Here is a 16,916-nt window from a genome sequence, read left to right on the forward strand (position 1 = left end):
GTGGTTTTCCCCAGTCAAGCGGGAAAAATTGTGTGCGCCTCAGGGCGCCACGGGCTTCGATGGTGATTTTTCAATCAGTCCAATACGCCCATTCCAACGCCTGCTTCAAAGGCGGTATCGCCCCCGATGCCGCGGTTCACGCACATGCCTCCTGCTGCGGACGCGGCCTGCCTTGGCCCCGCAGGTGGCGACGAACAACGGTGGTTTTCCCCAGTCAAGCGGGAAAAATTGTGTGCGCCTCAGGGCGCCACGGGCTTCGATGGTGATTTTTCAATCAGTCCAATACGCCCAATCCAACGCCTGCTTCAAAGGCGGTATCGCCCCCGATGCCGCGGTTCACGCACATGCCTCCTGCTGCGGACGCGGCCTGCCTTGGCCCCGCAGGTGGCGACGAACAACGGTCAACTGGCTGTGGTCGTTGTGCCGGGTTTGCCGGCGGCGTATTCGAAGAACAGGAACATGACTGCTTCGAATGCGCCCGCATCGAGCCAGGTTCAACAGACCGGTGGTGCATTTACCACGCTTGCGTCGTCGGCTGCGGCGACCGACTGTCTCGGGCTTGCCAAGGGTGCGGTGACCGAAATCCAGGGCGTCGGTAGCGATGTTGCGATTGGCCGGTGGAATCAGGCCATGGACACGGACGGCAATACCTATACAGTTGTCCGTTCAGTCGGTTGTCGTGGGGCACGACGCGACGAAGCCGCTGGTTGCCGTTGGTTACTCGGCCACGTTGCCGGATAAGGAGGGGATTGGTGGCGTCGTCGTGTTGCAGCGCCAGTGAGGCGCCTGGGCCGGCATTCTAGCTGCGCCCCGAATGCCTGAGGCGCTTGAGCGCGAGCACGCAGAGGGCGGGCAGATGCACGACGCCCAGGCCGCACGCGATCACCGCCCACGGCGGCGCGATCGTGCCGGACATCATCGCGCCGATCACGCCGAAGCACAGGCCGGCCAGCAACAGCGTGGCGTGGGCGATGACGCGCTTCGGGCCGCGCTCGGTGAAGCGCGGAAGGTTCGCGTGGACATACACGACGATCAGCAGGGCGGCGGTGGCAACGGCGGGGAACAGCATGTTCGAATCCTCGATTCCAGCAACGATGACGGTAAAGTCTTCGACTGTAGTGGAGGATTACCGTTGCGTCGATGGCTAGAGGGTTGCGGAAGGGGTTAGCACCACACCACGCTGTCGTACGCCACGGTACGGCGATAGACGTTCTTGCCGCGCCAGCTGGAAAACTCCATATACGCGCATTCCAGCACCAGAATCCAGTTCGTGACCCGCATCGCCGCCCCCAAAGGTGTTCCCGGTTGTTCGTTCGACTGCGAGACCAGTCTATGACCCGGGCGCGGCGGACGATGCGGCGAGCAAGGCGCGATATCGCGTCCAGTTCGCCGCATTGCAGGATCAGGCGGGCGCGGCGAGTGGCATGAGCACGAAATCGAACTTGGAGCGCCAGGGCATGGCGCTGTCGGCCACCCGCTCGTACGGCGCGACGAGCGATGCTTTCACGCCGAACACGGCGTCCGACTGCAGGTAGGGATCGTCGCCCACGAAGGTATGCGTGACCACCTTCTGGAAGCCCGGTGCGGTGATGAGGAAATGCATGTGCGCGGGCCGGTACGGGTGGCGGCCGAGGTTTGCGAGCATCTTGCCCACCGGGCCGTCGTGCGGGATCGGGTACGAGACCGGCTTGATGCCGACGAAGCGATAGGCGCCGTCCGCGCCGGTCGTGAAGATGCCGCGGTTGTTCCACCTGGGCTGCACGCCGGGCTGCTGCACGTCGTAGTAGCCGTCGGCGTTGTCGGACCACACGTCGATGCGCGCGCCCTCCACCGGACGGCCTTCGAGATCGAGCACGCGGCCCTCGAACAGGCAGCGCTCGCCTTTACCGTCGGCGGTGATGCACGCGCCCATCTCGCGCTCGGGCGCGCCGGCCACATGGAACGGGCCGAACACGGTGTTTTCGGTGGCGGCGCTGGGGCGGCGGTTGTTGATGGCGTCCACGAGCATGGAAAACCCTAGCGTGTCCGAGAGCAGGATGAACTCCTGGCGCTCGGCGCTGCAGAGCTGGCCGGCCGTAGTGAGGAAGTCGATGGCGGTTTCCCATTCCGGCTGCGTGAGCTGCACTTCTTTCGCGAATGCGTGCAGATGGCGCACGAGCGCGCTCATCACCTCGCGCAGACGCTCGTCGGCGTTTTCGCCGATACGCGCATTGACGGCCTCGGCGGAGGCGGCTTCGCTGAAGAACTGGGTCATGGTTCGGGGTTACCTGTAGGGTTGCCAGGCGGGTTGCCAGTCGTTACCTGGTGTTGCCTCGTGTTTTCTGATCGCAGTGACATCGACGTCGTGCTGTAACAGCGCGTATTGTGCGCCTGTCGCCATCGGGAACCAAAATCTGGTCCAATGAGCCGATTCGACAGCCGTTCCCCGTTCCCATTCGTCATGCTGAAAAACCTCTGGTACGTCGTGGCCGCCGCCGCGGACCTGCGCGAGCAGTTGCTGCCGGTCACGCTGCTCGGCCACCGTTTCGTCGCGTTTCGCATCCCCTGTTCGACGGACGCTTTCGCGCGCGCAATCTGCGCATTTTCGAGGAAGACCACGCGGTGCTGCGGCGCATCCGGCCGGTTCGCGTGCCGGAGAGTTGGCAGAGCGATGTGTCGGTGAAGTCGGATGCCCTGCAGATCGCGTTCAGGCAGCGCGTGCGGGCGCTGGCGGAGGGCGGCTGGAGCGTGCCGGAGGCGGCGCAGGCGAGCCGCGTGGCTAGGGTGATTGCCTGCCCGATGCGGCGCACGGTGAACACGTGGGCGCTGGAGGCGCCCCTGGCCCCCGAGGCGCCGCCGATCGCCGCGAACGCCGCGAACGCCGCGACCACGCCGCGCTGAACACGGGCGTGCCCTGGATGCGATGCGCGGCTCCGAACGCCCGTTTGCCCGCTCGGAGCCGTGCGCCGGGCTACTACGCTCAGTGGCGCGGCGTCACCGGCTCGACCGCTGCCCAGTACGGCTCGGCGCCGTAATACGCGTGCAGCGTGCTGCCCCAGCTCGCGTCGGCCATGGCGGGCCAGCTGTCCCGGTCGAAGCCCGGCGCTTCCTTCACGCGCTCGGACGACACGTTGAGCAGGAAGCACTTGCGGCTCGTGTCGAGCATGAGCGCGCTCCAGGGAATGGCGAGCAGCTTGTCGCCGATGCCGAGAAAGCCGCCGCTCGACATCACCACGTAGGCTACGCGGCCGCTCTGCACGTCGAGCATGATTTCCTTGATCTTGCCGACTTCCTGGCCGTCCGAACTCAGCACGCGGTCGCTGTCAAGCGTGCTGGCGGCCATCACATCGGGGCCCGGCCCCGCCGCGCTCACGCGGCCCTTGCCGACGATGCGCACGCCATTGCCGGTCGGCATGGGCGGAGGAATGAAGGTGGGCATGTTGGTCTCCAGACAGGAAGGGAACAACGTTGAGTCCGGCCAGACTCCCGACGATTCCCGTGTCAGGCGGCAGGCGATGCCGCGGCGGTCTGGCCGCCTGCTGTTGATAGAGCAAACGGCGTACCGCGTCGCGCCCTCGATTCGATGCGCCGGCGCGAGGCGCATCGGGGGCGTTCCTGCCTGGTTGGAGACCGCTTTGGAGGCCCGCTTTGGAGATCCACCCTGGGCCGCGCCGTCGATGCCTTATGAAGCCGGCGTGGCCGCCTTTTGCGGGGTGTCGACGTCGTAGCGTTTCGCCTGCTCGAAGAACGCGCGTTCGGCGGCCTTGTTCATCACCAGAATGCTGATGCGCCGGTTCAGCGGGCTGTCCGCCGTGTCGTGGTCGAGCGGCAGGACGTCGGCGAGGCCGCGCACCTGGAGCAGTTTCTCCTCGCTCAGGTGGCCGGCTACCAGCGCGCGGCGCGCGGCGTTGGCGCGCTCGCTCGACAGCTCCCAGTTCGAGTAGCCGGCGAGGCCGCCCGAGTAGGGCACCGAGTCGGTATGCCCCGCGATCGATACGCCGCTGTCCACGTCGTTCAGCGCGCTGCCGATCTGCACGAGTATCTCGTAGGCGTAGTCCTCGAGCTTCGCGCTGCCGGTCGCGAACATGGGGCGCTTGAGCGAATCGACCAGCTCGATGCGCAGGCCTTCGTCGGTGATCGACATGCGGATCTGGTCGCGGGACGCGCGCAACTCCGGCTTGCGCTCGATGAGTGCCGAGAGCTTTTCCTTGAGCTGTGAAAGGCGCGACTTGTCGACCGCCTCTACGGGCACGGCGTGCGAGAGCGTGGGCTGCGCGTTCGAGCCGCCCACGGCCGGCGTCTTGCTCGACAGGTCACGGCCGCCGCCTTGCACCACGCTCGGGTTGGGGTTCGCGGCGTCGGGCTTGCTGCCGAGCATGGCCGAGAGCGGCGTGTTGAAATACTTCTCGATGCCGTCGCGATCGTACTGCGACGTCGAGCCGAGCAGCCACATCAAGAGGAAAAACGCCATCATCGCGGTCACGAAGTCGGCATAGGCGATCTTCCATGCGCCGCCGTGGTGGCCCTCGTGGCCGCCTCTCTTCACGCGGCGCACCACCAGCGTGGTCTTGCTGCCCTCGGTGTCGCGCGCGGCGCGCGAGCCTGGAGTACGTTCGGCCATCTCGGGACTCCTAAGCGGCCTTCGGCGTCCTGGTCGCGCGCACCGCTTCGTCGAGCTCCTGGAAGCTCGGGCGGTCGGCGGTGAACAGCACCTTGCGGCCGAATTCCACGGCCACGGGCGGCGCATAGCCGGCGAGCGACGCGAGCAGCACGGCCTTCACGCACTGGAACGGCTTGCTGGCGGCGCGGCCCTTGGCGTTGAGCAGGTCGGCGATCGGACCGACGAAGCCATAGGCGAGCAGAATGCCGAGGAACGTGCCCACGAACGCACCCGCGATCATCTCGCCGAGCACGGCGGGCGGCTTGCCGACCGAGCCCATGGTGTGCACCACGCCCATCACGGCGGCCACGATGCCGAAGGCGGGCAGGCCGTCGGCCATCTTCTGGATGGCGTTGGGCGCAATCGACACCTCGGAGTGATGCGTGTCGAGTTCTTCGTCCATGAGGTCCTGCATTTCCATCGGATTCACGTTGCCGCTCGACATCATGCGCAGATAGTCGACGATGAAGTCGAGCAGATGATGGTCGTCGAGCACGCGTGCGTATTTCTGGAAAATCGGGCTGTTATCGGGTGCTTCGATGTCGGCCTCGAGCGCCATCATGCCTTCCTTGCGCGCCTTTTGCAGCAGCTCGTAGAGGAGGGCGATCAGCTCCAGGTATTGCGCCTTCGTGTAGCCGCCGCCCTTGAAGCAGGTGGGCAGCGCCTTGAGCGTCTTGCCGAGCGTGGCGGTGGGGTTGCTCACCACGAACGCGCCCAGCGCCGCGCCAAAAATACACAGGAGTTCGAACGGTTGTACGAGCGCGGGCAGGTGTCCCCCGACGCCCACGAAGCTCCCGATCACCGATCCGAGCACGACGATCCAGCCAATTGCTACAAACATGATGTCTACCTTTTCATTCTCAAAGTACTACGGGTCAACCTGGTCAGGCCGGCTCGACGAGACGCTTGAGCCGCGCCTCGTTCGCCGCACGATCCACGTTCAGCAAGGCGTCGATTTCGCGCGCCGCCATCGCCTTGCCGAAGAAATAGCCTTGCGCGTAGTCGCAGCCCTTCGCCGCCAGCGTGCGCGCGAGTTCCGCGGTCTCCACGCCCTCGGCCACGGTGCTCATGCCCAGGTTCGAGGAGAGCGCGATGATCGCGTCGACGATCTTGACGCTCTCGTTGCACGAGGACATCGAGAGCACGAAGGAGCGGTCGATTTTCAGCTTGTCCACCTTCAGCTCGCGCAGGTGCTGCAGGCTCGAATAGCCGGTGCCGAAGTCGTCGAGCGACATGCGCAGCCCCGCGTTGCGGAAGTCCGCGAGCAAGGTGCGCGCCGCGTCGAAGTCGTACATCAGCGCCGATTCGGTGATCTCGATCTCCATGCGCTCGGGCGGCATGCCCTCGTCGGCGAGGATCCTGAGCAACAGTGCCGCGAGTTGCGTGTCCTTGAACTGCGCGGGCGAGAGATTGAGCGCGAGGTGGTAGCGCGAGGGCCAGCAAAGTGCGTCGCGGCACGCGCGCCGCAGGATCGAAGCCGTGAACGCGGGCGAAATGCCCATCTGCTCGATGAGCGGCACGAACACCTCGGGCGAGATCCAGCCGCGCTGCTCGTGGTGCCAGCGCGCGAGAATCTCGAAGCCGGTGGTCTGGCCGTCGGCGAGGCGCACGAGCGGCTGGTAGAACGGCCGGATCTCGCCACCCGCGAGCGCGCGGCGCAGGTCCGATTCGAGCGAGGCCTGCAGGCGCAGCTCGTCGTCCATCTTCTGCTCGAAGAAGCGGTACGTGCCCTTGCCTTCGCACTTGGCGCGGTACATGGCGATATCGGCGGCGCGCAGCAGCGCGTCCGGGTCGCCGCCGTCGCGCGGGCAGCATGCAATGCCGATGCTCGCGTCCACGTTGATACGCAGCTTGCCGATGTCGATGGGCGCGCGCGTGGCGGCGAGCAGGCGCTGCGCCAGCTCGCTCGCGGCCTCGATGTGGTCGTCGCGATGCACGCGGGCGAGCACGGCGAACTCGTCGCCGCCCAGGCGCGCGACCGTGTCGCCGTCGCGCACTACGCGGCGCAGACGCGCGGCGATCTCGCACAACACCGTGTCGCCCGCGGCGTGGCCGTGAAAGTCATTCACGGGCTTGAAGCGGTCGAGGTCGATCACGAACACGAGGTAGTCGGGCGCGCGGGGCTGCGTGCGCTCCAGCGCGGCGCTCATCTCCGCCGCGAGCAGACGCCGGTTGGGCAGACCCGTGAGCGGATCGTGGCGCGCCAGCGCCTGGGCGTGGGCCTCGGCGGCGCGCGTGGCTTCGTGGGCGAGATGCAGCTCGCGGGACTTTTCGCACAACGTATCGGAGGCATGCGCCATCGCGCCGATTTCGTCGGTGCGGTTCATGTCGGGCAATGCGCGCATGTCTTCGCCGTGCGCGAGGCGCACGAGTGAATCGGTCAAGGTATGCAGCGGACGCAGCAGCGTGCGCTCGAGGTAGTGCAGCAGCACGAGGCCAAAGGCGAGCGTGGAGAGCGCGATGGCAAAGGCGGCTTCGAGCGTGTGATGCACGCGCAGGATGCCGCGCTGGACCTGGTTGTGCAGCCGCTCGACAGCGAGTTCACGCGGCGCGGCGGAGACGGCTTGCCTGGGCGGCGCTTTGGATTCCTGCGCGGCGCTTTCGTCGTGCCAGCTCGTATCCACGCGTTCGAAGACGTGGCCAAACGCGATCAGCTGGCTGGCAAGCAGCGTGGTTTGCGTGGCGAACAACGCAAAGAACAGGCCGATGAAAAACTTCGTGCGTGCGCGAATCGAGGCGCGCAACGTTGCGCGCGCACGTACTAGCCAGGGAAGCGCCGCCGGGGGATTCAAGGCAGCGGCGGGATCGGGCATGGCCGCCACGGTTTCCTGTCTCATGTCTCGATGTCCGTGTGGCCTTAGATTCTGCGTGTGCGCACCTGCGCCGCGAGGCGGCGCACGGCGTAGTGGCGCGACGTGCCGGCAGGCGCATGAGCGCTGCGCGACGGCGCGCGACGCGCACGGGGTGCCGCGCTCATGCGCGCGCTGGCGCCGCAGCCGGCGGCAATGCGCGCCGCGGTGGCGATGCGGGTGGTCAATTTCAGTCGCAGGGTTTGCGCGGGGGTTCTCATGGTGACACCGGAAGGGTGGAGCTTTGCCCTTTTTACGGCGGTGAAAAAGCGTTGCTGAAGTCGCCAGACACGTTTTTTTTTGAGGGCTTGATCGATTTCTCAACACGTTAACCGGCCGGTTAAAAATGGCATGTATTTCGGATGGCGAAGCAATTTATCCACAGTGAAATTTGCGGAGGGAAGATGCGCACCGCCCGTGCGGCCGGGCCACGCGAGCAGCACGGATATGAAGGCCGTGGCGCTCGATGATTGCGCATCCACACGTATACCGAACGTTCGTGCGCTTAAATTGCGATTCCTGCATAAGGGAAAGGCCTGGCGCGCAAGGCTAGCGCGATATGCGCGGTGCGCGCATTCCCGCGCTTCAGTTTTTGCTTGAGCCGGCCGTAAACCCAGGTAAGGCGCGCCGGTGCGGAAAGCGCCACGCAAACCGTATCCGTCCTGCCGGGCCCCCCACACGATGATCACTGCTCCGCTTCCTCTGGATGAGGACGTCCGCCTTCGGGCGTTGCGGCAACTCGACATACTCGACACCGATCCCGAAGAGGCATTCGAGCGCATCTCGCGGCTCGCCGCGTTCGCGTTCGACATGCCGATCGTGCTGATCTCGCTCGTGGACGAAGACCGCCAGTGGTTCAAGTCGCACCACGGGCTGGCCGCGTGCGAGACGCCGCGCAGCGTGTCGTTCTGCGCCCACGCCGTGCTGAGCAAGCGCATGCTCGTGGTGGAAGACGCGCTCGACGACGAGCGCTTTCTCGACAATCCGCTCGTCACGGGCGCGCCGAACATCCGCTTCTACGCGGGTTCGCCGCTGTGCCTCGCCGACGGCCAGGTGGTCGGCACGCTGTGCCTGATCGACGAAAAGCCGCGTTCGTTCGACGCCGCCCAGGCCGCCGTGCTCGCGGATTTCGCGCACCTCGTCGAACGCGAGCTGGAATTGCGCCGGCAGTTGAACCGCTCGCGTACTGCGCACGAGCGCGACCGCCGTTCGCTCGCCATCAGCGAGGCGCGCTTTCGGACCGTGTTCCAGCAAACGCCGATCGGCAAGGCCGTGGTCGATCTCGACGGCCGCTTTCTCGACGTGAACCAGAAGTTCTCGGAGATCATCGGCTACGAGGAGAACGAGCTGCGCCGCCGCACGTTCGCCTCGGTCACGCACCCGGCCGACATCGCCGCCGATCTCGCGCAGGTGGCCGAACTGCTCGCGGGCCGCCAGGCCACGTATGCGATCGAAAAGCGCTATCTGCGGCCCGACGGCCAGGCCGTGTGGGTCAATCTCGCGGTGTCGCTCGTGCGCGACGTATCGGGCACGCCGCTGCATTTCATCGCGGCGGTGCAGGACATCACGAGCCGCAAGAAGAGCGAAGAGGCATTGCGCAACTATCACGTCGAGCTCGAAGAGCGCGTGCGCGAACGCACGGGAGAGCTGCGGCGCAGCCGCGACGCGCTGCAGACCATCACCGACAACGTGCCGGCGCTGATCGCCGTGGTCGATCGCGATCTGAACTACCAGTTCAACAACGAGACCTTCAAGCGCGTGTTCGGCGCGGAGCCGGCGGCGCTGCGCGGGCGCAGCCTGAGCGAGACGCTGCGCCCCGAAGTGTTCGAGCAGTTGCAGCCGCTCTTCGCACGCGCGCTGGCCGGTGAACGCGTGACCTGCGACGAGGTGCGCTATCGGGCCGATGCCGACCGCGTTTGGTCTGCCACCTACATTCCGGCCAAGCGCGAAGGCAAGGTGACGGGCTTCTACGTGATGGCGCACGACGTGACCGAGCAGCGCCGTACCGAGCAACGTCTGCGCGAGGGCGCACTGATCGACCCGCTCACGGGGCTTGCGAACCGGCGCGCGCTGGAGGAGACGCTGTGCGAACTGCGCGCGAGCGGTGAGCCCTTCGCGCTCTTCTTCATGGACATGGATGGCTTCAAGTCCATCAACGACCGCTACGGCCACGACGTGGGCGACGCCTTGCTCAGGGAGGTCGCGCGCAGGCTCGTCGCCACCGTGCGCACGGGCGACGTGGTGAGCCGCCTGGGCGGCGACGAATTCGTGGTGGCGAGCCGCGGCGTGAGCGACGCGCGCACCGGCGAGCGCATCGCGGCGGCCATGTGCCGTGAAGTGTCGAAGGCGTTCGTCGTCGCGGGCCGCGTGATCGAGACGAGCGCGAGCGTGGGCGTCGTGCTGACTGGCGTGACCGGCGCGGCTGGCGTGGTGGACGCAACGAGCGCGATGCCCTCGGTCGAAGCCGGGAACAGGGCGCTGACCGACGATCCGCTGTGTCTCGCCGATGCGGCCATGTACGAAGCGAAGCGCGCGGGGCGCAATACGTGGCGCGTGGCGCCGGGCGCTGAAGCGATGGCGGCGTCGTAAAGCTGCGCACGCCGTTTTCATGTGACTGATTCGATTGCCGCTGGCGTCTGGCTGGCGGCAAGTACCGCGCTACTCTCCACGCGCTGCCGCGCCCCTTGTCTCGCCTGCGGGCGACCTGTCTTTCCGGCTTCTGCTTCTGCCGCCTTCCCCCTCCAAAATCCAGCAACGTATTCGAGGCGCACAGTTTCGCGCGTCGTTGTGCTCGATCAAGCTAATTTTCCCCTCGCTATGCTCGAATAGGGTAAACCCATGGCGCGATGAAAATAAATTTTCACTAAGATCCGCCCATGTAATTCCATTTACGGCTGTGCCGTCCCAACTCCCGCTCACGCATGTCAACCCGATCGTCAACTCCCGACACGCCCGAAGCCGAGATCGTCGCGCGCATCACCGCCGCGATGCCCGTTCTCACACCGGGCCACCGGCGCATGGCCGAGTACGTGCTCGCGAACCTGTTTCATGCCGCGACCATGCGCATCGACGAACTCGCGGACGCGGTCGGCGCTTCGGTGGCCACGGCCAACCGCTTCGCGCGCTCGCTCGGCTTCGACGGCTATCCGCAGTTTCGCGAGGCGCTCGTGCGCGGCTTCGAGGCCACGCTCGCGCCGGTCGAGCGGCTGCGCAGCGCGCAGGAATCGCCGACCGGCGGCGCCGAATTGTTCGGCGCCTCGCTGGAGCAAGCCGAGTCGAACCTGCGTTTGTCGCGCCAGTCGATCGACAGCGAAGCGGCCGCCGCAGCCGTGGACGCGATTCTCTCGGCGCGCCGTGTCTACGTGATCGGCTCGGGCACGAGCGCGTTTCTCGCCGGGCTCATGGAGAACGCGCTGCTGCCGTACCTGGACAACGTGCAGGCGCTCGCCTCGGTCGGCGGCGCCACGCATTCGGCGCGCAGGCTGCTTGGCGCGAACAAGGACGATCTGGTGATCGGCATCGCGTTTCCGCGCTACGTGGACGACACGATCAAGCTCTCGCGCCACGCCGCGAAGCTGGGCGCGCGCGTGCTCGCGCTGACCGACAGCATCGATTCGCCGCTCGCGCGCTTCGCCGATCTCACGCTGCTGATCCGCTCCGAGCGTCGCCTCGCGGCGAACTCGGAAGCCGCGGTGCTGGCCGTCATCGAAGCGCTGTGCGACGCCGTGGCGTTGCGCGCGAAGGATTCCGTCGTCGCCGCGGCGGCCATCACCGAATCGGTGCTGCCGTGGCTCAGTTCGACCTCGGCGCAGGCGCCTGCCGCGCCTGCGGCACTGTCTTCCCCAACGAAAAAGAAGTCATGAAATCGAACGCAGTCATTGCCATTCACGGCGGCGCCGGCACGATCCTGCGCGCATCGATGGCGCCCGAAGTCGAAACCCGCTATCTCGACGCGCTGAGCGGCATTCTCGCGGCTGGCCAGCGCATCCTGGCAGAAGGCGGCAGCGCGCTCGACGCCGTCGAGGAAGCGGTGCGCCTGCTCGAAGACTGTCCGCTATTCAACGCGGGCCACGGCGCGGTGTTCACGTCCGCGGGCACGCATGAACTCGACGCCTCGATCATGGACGGCCGCACGCTCGAAGCGGGCGCCGTGTGCTGCGTGACGCGCGTGCGCAATCCGGTGCTGGCGGCACGCCGCGTGCTCGAAAAGAGCGAGCACGTGCTGTTCACGGGCGAAGGCGCGGAAGCGTTTGCGGCGGCCCAGGGCCTCGAATTCGTCGATCCCGGCTATTTCCACACCGATGCGCGCTACCGCCAGTGGCAGCTCGCCCGCGGCGAAGCGCGCGCGATGCTCGATCACGATGGGGCAACGCTCGAAGCGAAGGCGGCAGCAAACGCATCGGCAGACAGCTTGCCGCACGAGCCGATCGACCCGAATCGCAAGTTCGGCACGGTGGGCGCAGTGGCGCTCGACGCGCACGGCCATCTCGCCGCGGCGACATCGACGGGCGGCATCACGAACAAGCAGGTGGGTCGCGTGGGCGACGCGCCGCTGATCGGCGCCGGCTGCTATGCCGGCGACGCCACTTGCGCGGTGTCCACCACAGGATCGGGCGAAATGTTCATGCGCATGGTCGCGGCCTACGACGTGGCGGCGCAAATGAAATATCGCGGTGTTTCGCTCTCCGAAGCCGCCACGAATGTCGTAATGGAGCAGTTGCCGCGCATCGACGGCCGCGGCGGCCTGATCGCCGTGGACGCACAAGGCAACGTGGTCCTGCCGTTCAACACGGAAGGCATGTATCGCGGCTACGCGCGCGTGGGCGAAGCGCCCGTTGCGTCGATCTACGCTTAAGCGGCGCATCGTTTTGCGCACCAAACGAAGGAATCCTCATCGTGCCGATGTCCTCGCACTCTCCTGATAGCGCGCCGGCCGGCGAACAGGCCGCGCTGCCGCCGAACCGCGTGATCGACGTCCGTAACCTTTCCGTGTCGTTCAGGCGCGGCGCGGGCACGTTCGAAGCCGTGCGCAATCTGTCGTTCCACGTCGACCGGGGCGAGACGCTCGCCATCGTCGGCGAATCGGGCTCGGGCAAATCGGTCACGTCGCTTTCGCTGATGCGGCTCGTCGAGCACGGCGGCGGCAGCATAACGGGCGGCCGCATCGACCTGCGCCGCCGCAACGGCAGCGTGCTCGATCTCACGCGTGCCAGTGCCTCGACCATGCGCTCGGTGCGCGGCACGGACATCGCGATGATCTTCCAGGAGCCGATGACCTCGCTGAACCCGGTGTTCACGGTGGGCAACCAGATCAGCGAGGCGATCGCGCTGCATCAGCAGATGAACGCCGCGCAGGCGCGCGCCGAAACGCTGCGCCTGCTCGACCTCGTGCGCATTCCCGAGGCGCGCCGCGTGATGGACCGCTTCCCGCATCAGCTTTCGGGCGGCATGCGCCAGCGCGTGATGATTGCGATGGCGCTCTCGTGCAAGCCCGCGCTCCTGATCGCCGACGAGCCGACCACGGCGCTCGACGTGACGATCCAGGCGCAGATCCTGCAGCTGATTCGCGGCCTGCAGGACGAGATGGATATGGGCGTGGTCTTCATCACGCACGACATGGGCGTGGTGGCGGAAGTGGCGGACCGCATCCTCGTGATGTATCGCGGGGAAGCGGTGGAAGAGGGCGCATCCGATACGCTGTTCGCCGCGCCTTCGCATCGCTACACGCAAGCGTTGCTCGCCGCCGTGCCGAAGCTCGGCGCGATGCAGGGCACCGACTTGCCGGAGAAGTTCCCGCTGCTGTCGATGAGCGAGGCGGCGCGCCCCGTCGCAACGTCAACGCTCCCGGCGAACGCGCCGAAAACGCAGGCGGCGCCGGTCCTGCGCGTGCGCGACCTCGTCACGCGCTTCCCCGTGCGCAGCGGTTTGTTCGGCAAGGTCACGGGCCGCGTACATGCGGTCGAAAAAGTCAGCTTCGATCTTCACGCCGGCGAAACGCTCGCGCTGGTGGGCGAGTCCGGTTGCGGCAAATCGACCACGGGCCGCTCGCTGCTGCGGCTCGTCGAGAGCCAGAGCGGCACGATCGAATTCGGCGGCCGGAATATCAGCACCCTCACGGGCCCCGCGCTGCAGACGTTGCGCCGCGATATCCAGTTCATTTTCCAGGACCCGTTCGCCTCGCTCAACCCGCGCCTCACGGTGGGCTTCTCGATCATGGAGCCGCTGCTCGTGCACGGCATCGCGAAGGGCGCAGAGGCGCAGGCGCGCGTGGAGTGGCTGCTCGATCGCGTGGGATTGCCGAAGTCGGCGGCGGGCCGCTATCCGCACGAATTCTCGGGCGGCCAGCGTCAGCGCATCGCCATCGCGCGGGCGCTGTCGATGAACCCGAAAGTCGTGATCGCCGACGAATCGGTGTCGGCGCTCGACGTTTCCGTGCAGGCGCAGATCGTCAACCTGATGCTTGACCTGCAGCAGGAGCTTGGCGTGGCGTATCTCTTCATCTCGCACGATATGGCCGTGGTGGAACGCGTGAGCCATCGCGTCGCGGTGATGTATCTCGGGCAGATCGTCGAGATCGGCCCGCGCCGCGCCGTGTTCGAGAACCCGCAGCACGCCTATACGAAGAAGCTCATGGGCGCGGTGCCGATTGCCGATCCGGCGCGCCGCCACGCGAAGCGCGTGCTCGCCGCCGACGAACTGCCGAGCCCGATTCGCGCAACCGGCGACGAGCCGCAGGTCCTGCCGCTCGTGGCGGTCGGCCCCGGTCACTTCGTTGCGAAGCATCGGGTGGGCGGCGCTTACTGAGCGCGCCGCCATGCCACGCAATCGTTCGCAGTCCAGCTGGAATATTTCGCCGAGTCGTCAAGATTCATTGCTATGGAGACCTGATTGATGAAAGAAGTCAAAACATGGATGAAGGGCAGCGCGCTCGCACTCGCGCTGATCGCGGGCGCGCCTGCCGTACAAGCCGCCGGACAGCGCGCGGTGATGGCCGTCGATTCGACCTTCTCGACGCTCGACCCGTACGACGCCAACGACACGCTCTCGCAGGCGGTGTCGAAGTCGTTCTACCAGGGCCTGTTCGGTTTCGACAAGGACCTCAAGCTCACCAACGTGCTCGCCACGAGCTATGAAGTGAGCGGCGATGGCCTCGTCTATACCTTCAGGCTGCGCGAGGGCGTGAAATTCCAGGACGGCACCGACTTCAACGCGGCGGCGGTGAAGGCGAACTTCGACCGCGTGACGGACCCGGCGAATCACCTGAAGCGCTACAACATGTTCCGCCGCATCGCGAAGACCGAAGTGGTCGATCCGTACACGGTGAAGGTCACGCTCAATGCGCCGTTCTCGGCGTTCGTGAACGTGCTCGCGCACCCTTCGGCGGTGATGATCTCGCCGGCGGCCATGAAGAAGTGGGGCAAGGACATCGGCCTGCATCCGGTGGGCACGGGCCCGTTCGCATTCGTAAAGTGGGACCCGGCCGGCGACCTCGTTGTGCACAAGTTCGACGGCTACTGGAAGAAGGGCTACCCGAAGATCGACGAGATCGACTGGAAGCCGGTGGCCGACAACAACACGCGCGCGGCGCTCATGCGCACCGGCGAAGCGGACTTCGCCTTCCGCATTCCGTTCGAGCAGGCGAGCGCGTTCCAGTCGAACCCGAAGGTGGACCTGATCGCCACGCCCTCGATCATCCAGCGCTACATCAGCCTGAACACGGCGAAGAAGCCGTTCGACAACCCGCTCGTGCGCCAGGCGCTGAACTACGCGATCAACAAGGACGCGCTGGCGAAGGTAGCGTTCGGCGGCTATGCGCTGCCTTCGGACGGCGTGCTGCCGCAAGGCGTGGACTACTCGGTCAAGCTCGGCCCCTGGCCGTACGATCCGGCCAGGGCGCGCGAACTGCTCAAGCAGGCCGGTTACCCGAACGGTTTCGAAACGACGCTGTGGTCGGCGTATAACAACTCGACCGCGCAAAAGGCCATTCAGTTCGTGCAGCAGCAGCTCGCGCAGGTGGGCGTGAAGGCCAACGTCGAAGCGCTCGAAACGGGCACCGCGGTCGCGCGCGTGGAAAGCGCGCAGGACCCGGCAACGGCCGGCGTGCGCATGTATTACATCGGCTGGTCGTCGTCCACGGGCGAGGCGGACTGGGGCATCTCGCCGCTGCTCGCTTCGGCATCGTGGCCGCCCAGGCTCATGAACACGGCGTACTACAAGAACCCGGCGGTCGACGAGGACCTCGCGAAGGCGCTCGAAACGACGGACCGCGCGCAAAAGACGGCGCTCTACGCCGATGCGCAAAAGCGCATCTGGGCCGACGCCCCGTGGGTGTTCCTCGTGAAGGAGAAGGTCGTGTACGCCCGCAGCAAGCGCCTGGCCGGCGCGTATGTGGCGCCCGACGGCTCGTTCAACTTCGACGAGATCTCGATTCGCTAATGCGTTGCGCACCGCGCCGGAACCGTTGAGTTCGGCGCGGCGCGCACGCCCCGATGCAGTAACGCGCTCATGCTGAATTTCATTGTCAAACGCTCGCTGGGTCTGCTGCCGACGCTCCTGATCGTCGCGGTCCTCGTGTTCCTGTTCGTGCACCTGCTGCCGGGCGACCCGGCGCGCCTCGCGGCCGGTCCCGAAGCGGACGACGCCACGGTCGCGCTCGTGCGCGCCGACCTCGGCCTCGACCGGCCGCTGCCGCAGCAGTTCCTCCATTTCTTCGTGCGCATCGCTCACGGCGACTTCGGTGTCTCCATGCGCAGCAAGCGCCCGGTCGTCACCGAAATCGGCGAGCGCTTCATGCCCACGCTGCTGCTCACGCTCACCAGCATGGTCTGGGCCGTGGTGTTCGGCATGGCGATCGGCATCGTTTCGGCCGTGTGGCGCAATCGCTGGCCCGATCGCATCGGCATGGCGCTCGCGGTGTCGGGAATTTCGTTCCCGGCGTTCGCGCTCGGGATGGCGCTCATGGAGCTGTTCTCGGTGCACCTGGGCTGGCTGCCCGTGGTGAGCGACGGTTCGTGGCGCAGCTACGTGCTGCCGTCGGTCACGCTCGGCGCGGCCGTGGCGGCGGTGATGGCGCGCTTCACGCGGGCGTCGTTCGTCGAGGTGCTCAACGAGGACTTCGTGCGCACGGCGCGCGCGAAGGGCGTGGCCGAGCAATGGGTGGTGATCAAGCATTGCCTGCGCAACGCGATGATTCCGGTCGTCACGATGATGGGCCTGCAGTTCGGCTTCCTGCTGGGCGGCTCGATCGTCGTGGAGGTGGTGTTCAACTGGCCGGGCCTCGGGCGGCTGCTCGTCGATTCGGTTGCGATGCGCGATTACCCCGTGATTCAGGCAGAAGTGCTGTTGTTCTCGCTCGAGTTCATCGTCATCAATCTGATCGTGGACGTGCTGTACGCGGTCATCAATCCGACCATTCGATTCAGGTGAGC

16 protein-coding genes are annotated in these 16,916 nt (G+C 66.4%); 9 read left to right on the forward strand and 7 right to left on the reverse strand.

Annotation, left to right across the window (positions count from 1 at the left end; genetic code table 11):
• Positions 1 to 384 precede the first annotated feature (384 nt).
• Complete coding sequence (locus tag AB4Y42_RS07055) at positions 385 to 741, forward strand: hypothetical protein (RefSeq protein WP_368693748.1); 357 nt, start codon at positions 385 to 387, stop codon at positions 739 to 741.
• Between the two features lie 58 nt (positions 742 to 799).
• Here AB4Y42_RS07055 and AB4Y42_RS07060 read toward each other — a convergent pair whose 3' ends face one another.
• Both AB4Y42_RS07060 and AB4Y42_RS07065 read right to left on the reverse strand, forming a co-directional pair.
• Positions 800 to 1,069 (reverse strand): hypothetical protein, encoded by a 270-nt coding sequence (locus AB4Y42_RS07060; protein WP_368693749.1) that lies wholly within the window; start codon positions 1,067 to 1,069, stop codon positions 800 to 802.
• Positions 1,070 to 1,402: 333 nt separating this feature from the next.
• Positions 1,403 to 2,254: an intradiol ring-cleavage dioxygenase gene (locus AB4Y42_RS07065; protein ID WP_368693750.1), complete on the reverse strand. Its 852-nt coding sequence runs from the start codon at positions 2,252 to 2,254 to the stop codon at positions 1,403 to 1,405.
• Between the two features lie 147 nt (positions 2,255 to 2,401).
• Between AB4Y42_RS07065 and AB4Y42_RS07070 the strand changes: the two genes are divergently transcribed.
• Together AB4Y42_RS07070 and AB4Y42_RS07075 are read left to right on the forward strand one after the other, a co-directional pair.
• A complete protein-coding gene (locus AB4Y42_RS07070) occupies positions 2,402 to 2,662 on the forward strand; it encodes a hypothetical protein (protein ID WP_368693997.1) in 261 nt (86 codons plus the stop codon).
• Entirely contained in the window at positions 2,581 to 2,880 is a 300-nt protein-coding gene (locus AB4Y42_RS07075; RefSeq protein WP_368693983.1) for a hypothetical protein, read from the forward strand. Before AB4Y42_RS07070 ends, AB4Y42_RS07075 begins: the two co-directional genes overlap by 82 nt.
• A 79-nt stretch (positions 2,881 to 2,959) precedes the next feature.
• Here the strand turns inward: AB4Y42_RS07075 and AB4Y42_RS07080 are convergent, their stop codons facing one another.
• From AB4Y42_RS07080 to AB4Y42_RS07100, 5 genes are all read right to left on the reverse strand, one after another.
• Positions 2,960 to 3,418 carry a PRC-barrel domain-containing protein gene (locus tag AB4Y42_RS07080; protein WP_368691118.1) on the reverse strand — a complete coding sequence of 153 codons (459 nt, stop codon included), beginning with the start codon at positions 3,416 to 3,418 and terminating at the stop codon, positions 2,960 to 2,962.
• Between the two features lie 243 nt (positions 3,419 to 3,661).
• Entirely contained in the window at positions 3,662 to 4,600 is a 939-nt protein-coding gene (gene motB / locus AB4Y42_RS07085) for a flagellar motor protein MotB (protein WP_368693751.1), read from the reverse strand.
• A 10-nt stretch (positions 4,601 to 4,610) separates the two neighbouring features.
• On the reverse strand, positions 4,611 to 5,480 hold the full coding sequence (gene motA / locus AB4Y42_RS07090; RefSeq protein ID WP_368693752.1) for a flagellar motor stator protein MotA: 870 nt from the start codon (positions 5,478 to 5,480) through the stop codon (positions 4,611 to 4,613).
• A gap of 43 nt (positions 5,481 to 5,523) precedes the next feature.
• Positions 5,524 to 7,476 carry a putative bifunctional diguanylate cyclase/phosphodiesterase gene (locus AB4Y42_RS07095; RefSeq protein ID WP_368693753.1) on the reverse strand — a complete coding sequence of 651 codons (1,953 nt, stop codon included), beginning with the start codon at positions 7,474 to 7,476 and terminating at the stop codon, positions 5,524 to 5,526.
• Between the two features lie 20 nt (positions 7,477 to 7,496).
• Positions 7,497 to 7,709, reverse strand: coding sequence for a hypothetical protein (locus AB4Y42_RS07100; protein ID WP_368691114.1), 213 nt, complete (start codon positions 7,707 to 7,709; stop codon positions 7,497 to 7,499).
• A 460-nt stretch (positions 7,710 to 8,169) separates the two neighbouring features.
• On the opposite strand from AB4Y42_RS07100, the gene AB4Y42_RS07105 reads away from it, so the two are divergent.
• From AB4Y42_RS07105 to gsiC, 6 genes are all read left to right on the forward strand, one after another.
• The gene (locus AB4Y42_RS07105; RefSeq protein WP_368693754.1) at positions 8,170 to 10,077 is read left to right on the forward strand and encodes a PAS domain S-box protein; all 1,908 of its coding nucleotides are present in this window, start codon (positions 8,170 to 8,172) and stop codon (positions 10,075 to 10,077) included.
• A gap of 332 nt (positions 10,078 to 10,409) precedes the next feature.
• A complete protein-coding gene (locus tag AB4Y42_RS07110) occupies positions 10,410 to 11,351 on the forward strand; it encodes a MurR/RpiR family transcriptional regulator (RefSeq protein WP_368693755.1) in 942 nt (313 codons plus the stop codon).
• Positions 11,348 to 12,343, forward strand: a complete 996-nt coding sequence (locus AB4Y42_RS07115) for an isoaspartyl peptidase/L-asparaginase family protein (protein ID WP_368693756.1) — start codon at positions 11,348 to 11,350, stop codon at positions 12,341 to 12,343. Before AB4Y42_RS07110 ends, AB4Y42_RS07115 begins: the two co-directional genes overlap by 4 nt.
• A 47-nt stretch (positions 12,344 to 12,390) precedes the next feature.
• Positions 12,391 to 14,292, forward strand: a complete 1,902-nt coding sequence (locus tag AB4Y42_RS07120) for a dipeptide ABC transporter ATP-binding protein (RefSeq protein WP_368693984.1) — start codon at positions 12,391 to 12,393, stop codon at positions 14,290 to 14,292.
• A gap of 87 nt (positions 14,293 to 14,379) precedes the next feature.
• Positions 14,380 to 15,924: a glutathione ABC transporter substrate-binding protein GsiB gene (gsiB, locus tag AB4Y42_RS07125; RefSeq protein WP_368693757.1), complete on the forward strand. Its 1,545-nt coding sequence runs from the start codon at positions 14,380 to 14,382 to the stop codon at positions 15,922 to 15,924.
• 69 nt (positions 15,925 to 15,993) lie between these two features.
• Positions 15,994 to 16,914, forward strand: coding sequence for a glutathione ABC transporter permease GsiC (gsiC, locus tag AB4Y42_RS07130; RefSeq protein WP_368691109.1), 921 nt, complete (start codon positions 15,994 to 15,996; stop codon positions 16,912 to 16,914).
• The last annotated feature ends 2 nt before the right edge of the window (positions 16,915 to 16,916 follow it).

This window comes from Paraburkholderia sp. EG286B (genome assembly GCF_040965655.1).
Lineage (GTDB): Bacteria > Pseudomonadota > Gammaproteobacteria > Burkholderiales > Burkholderiaceae > Paraburkholderia.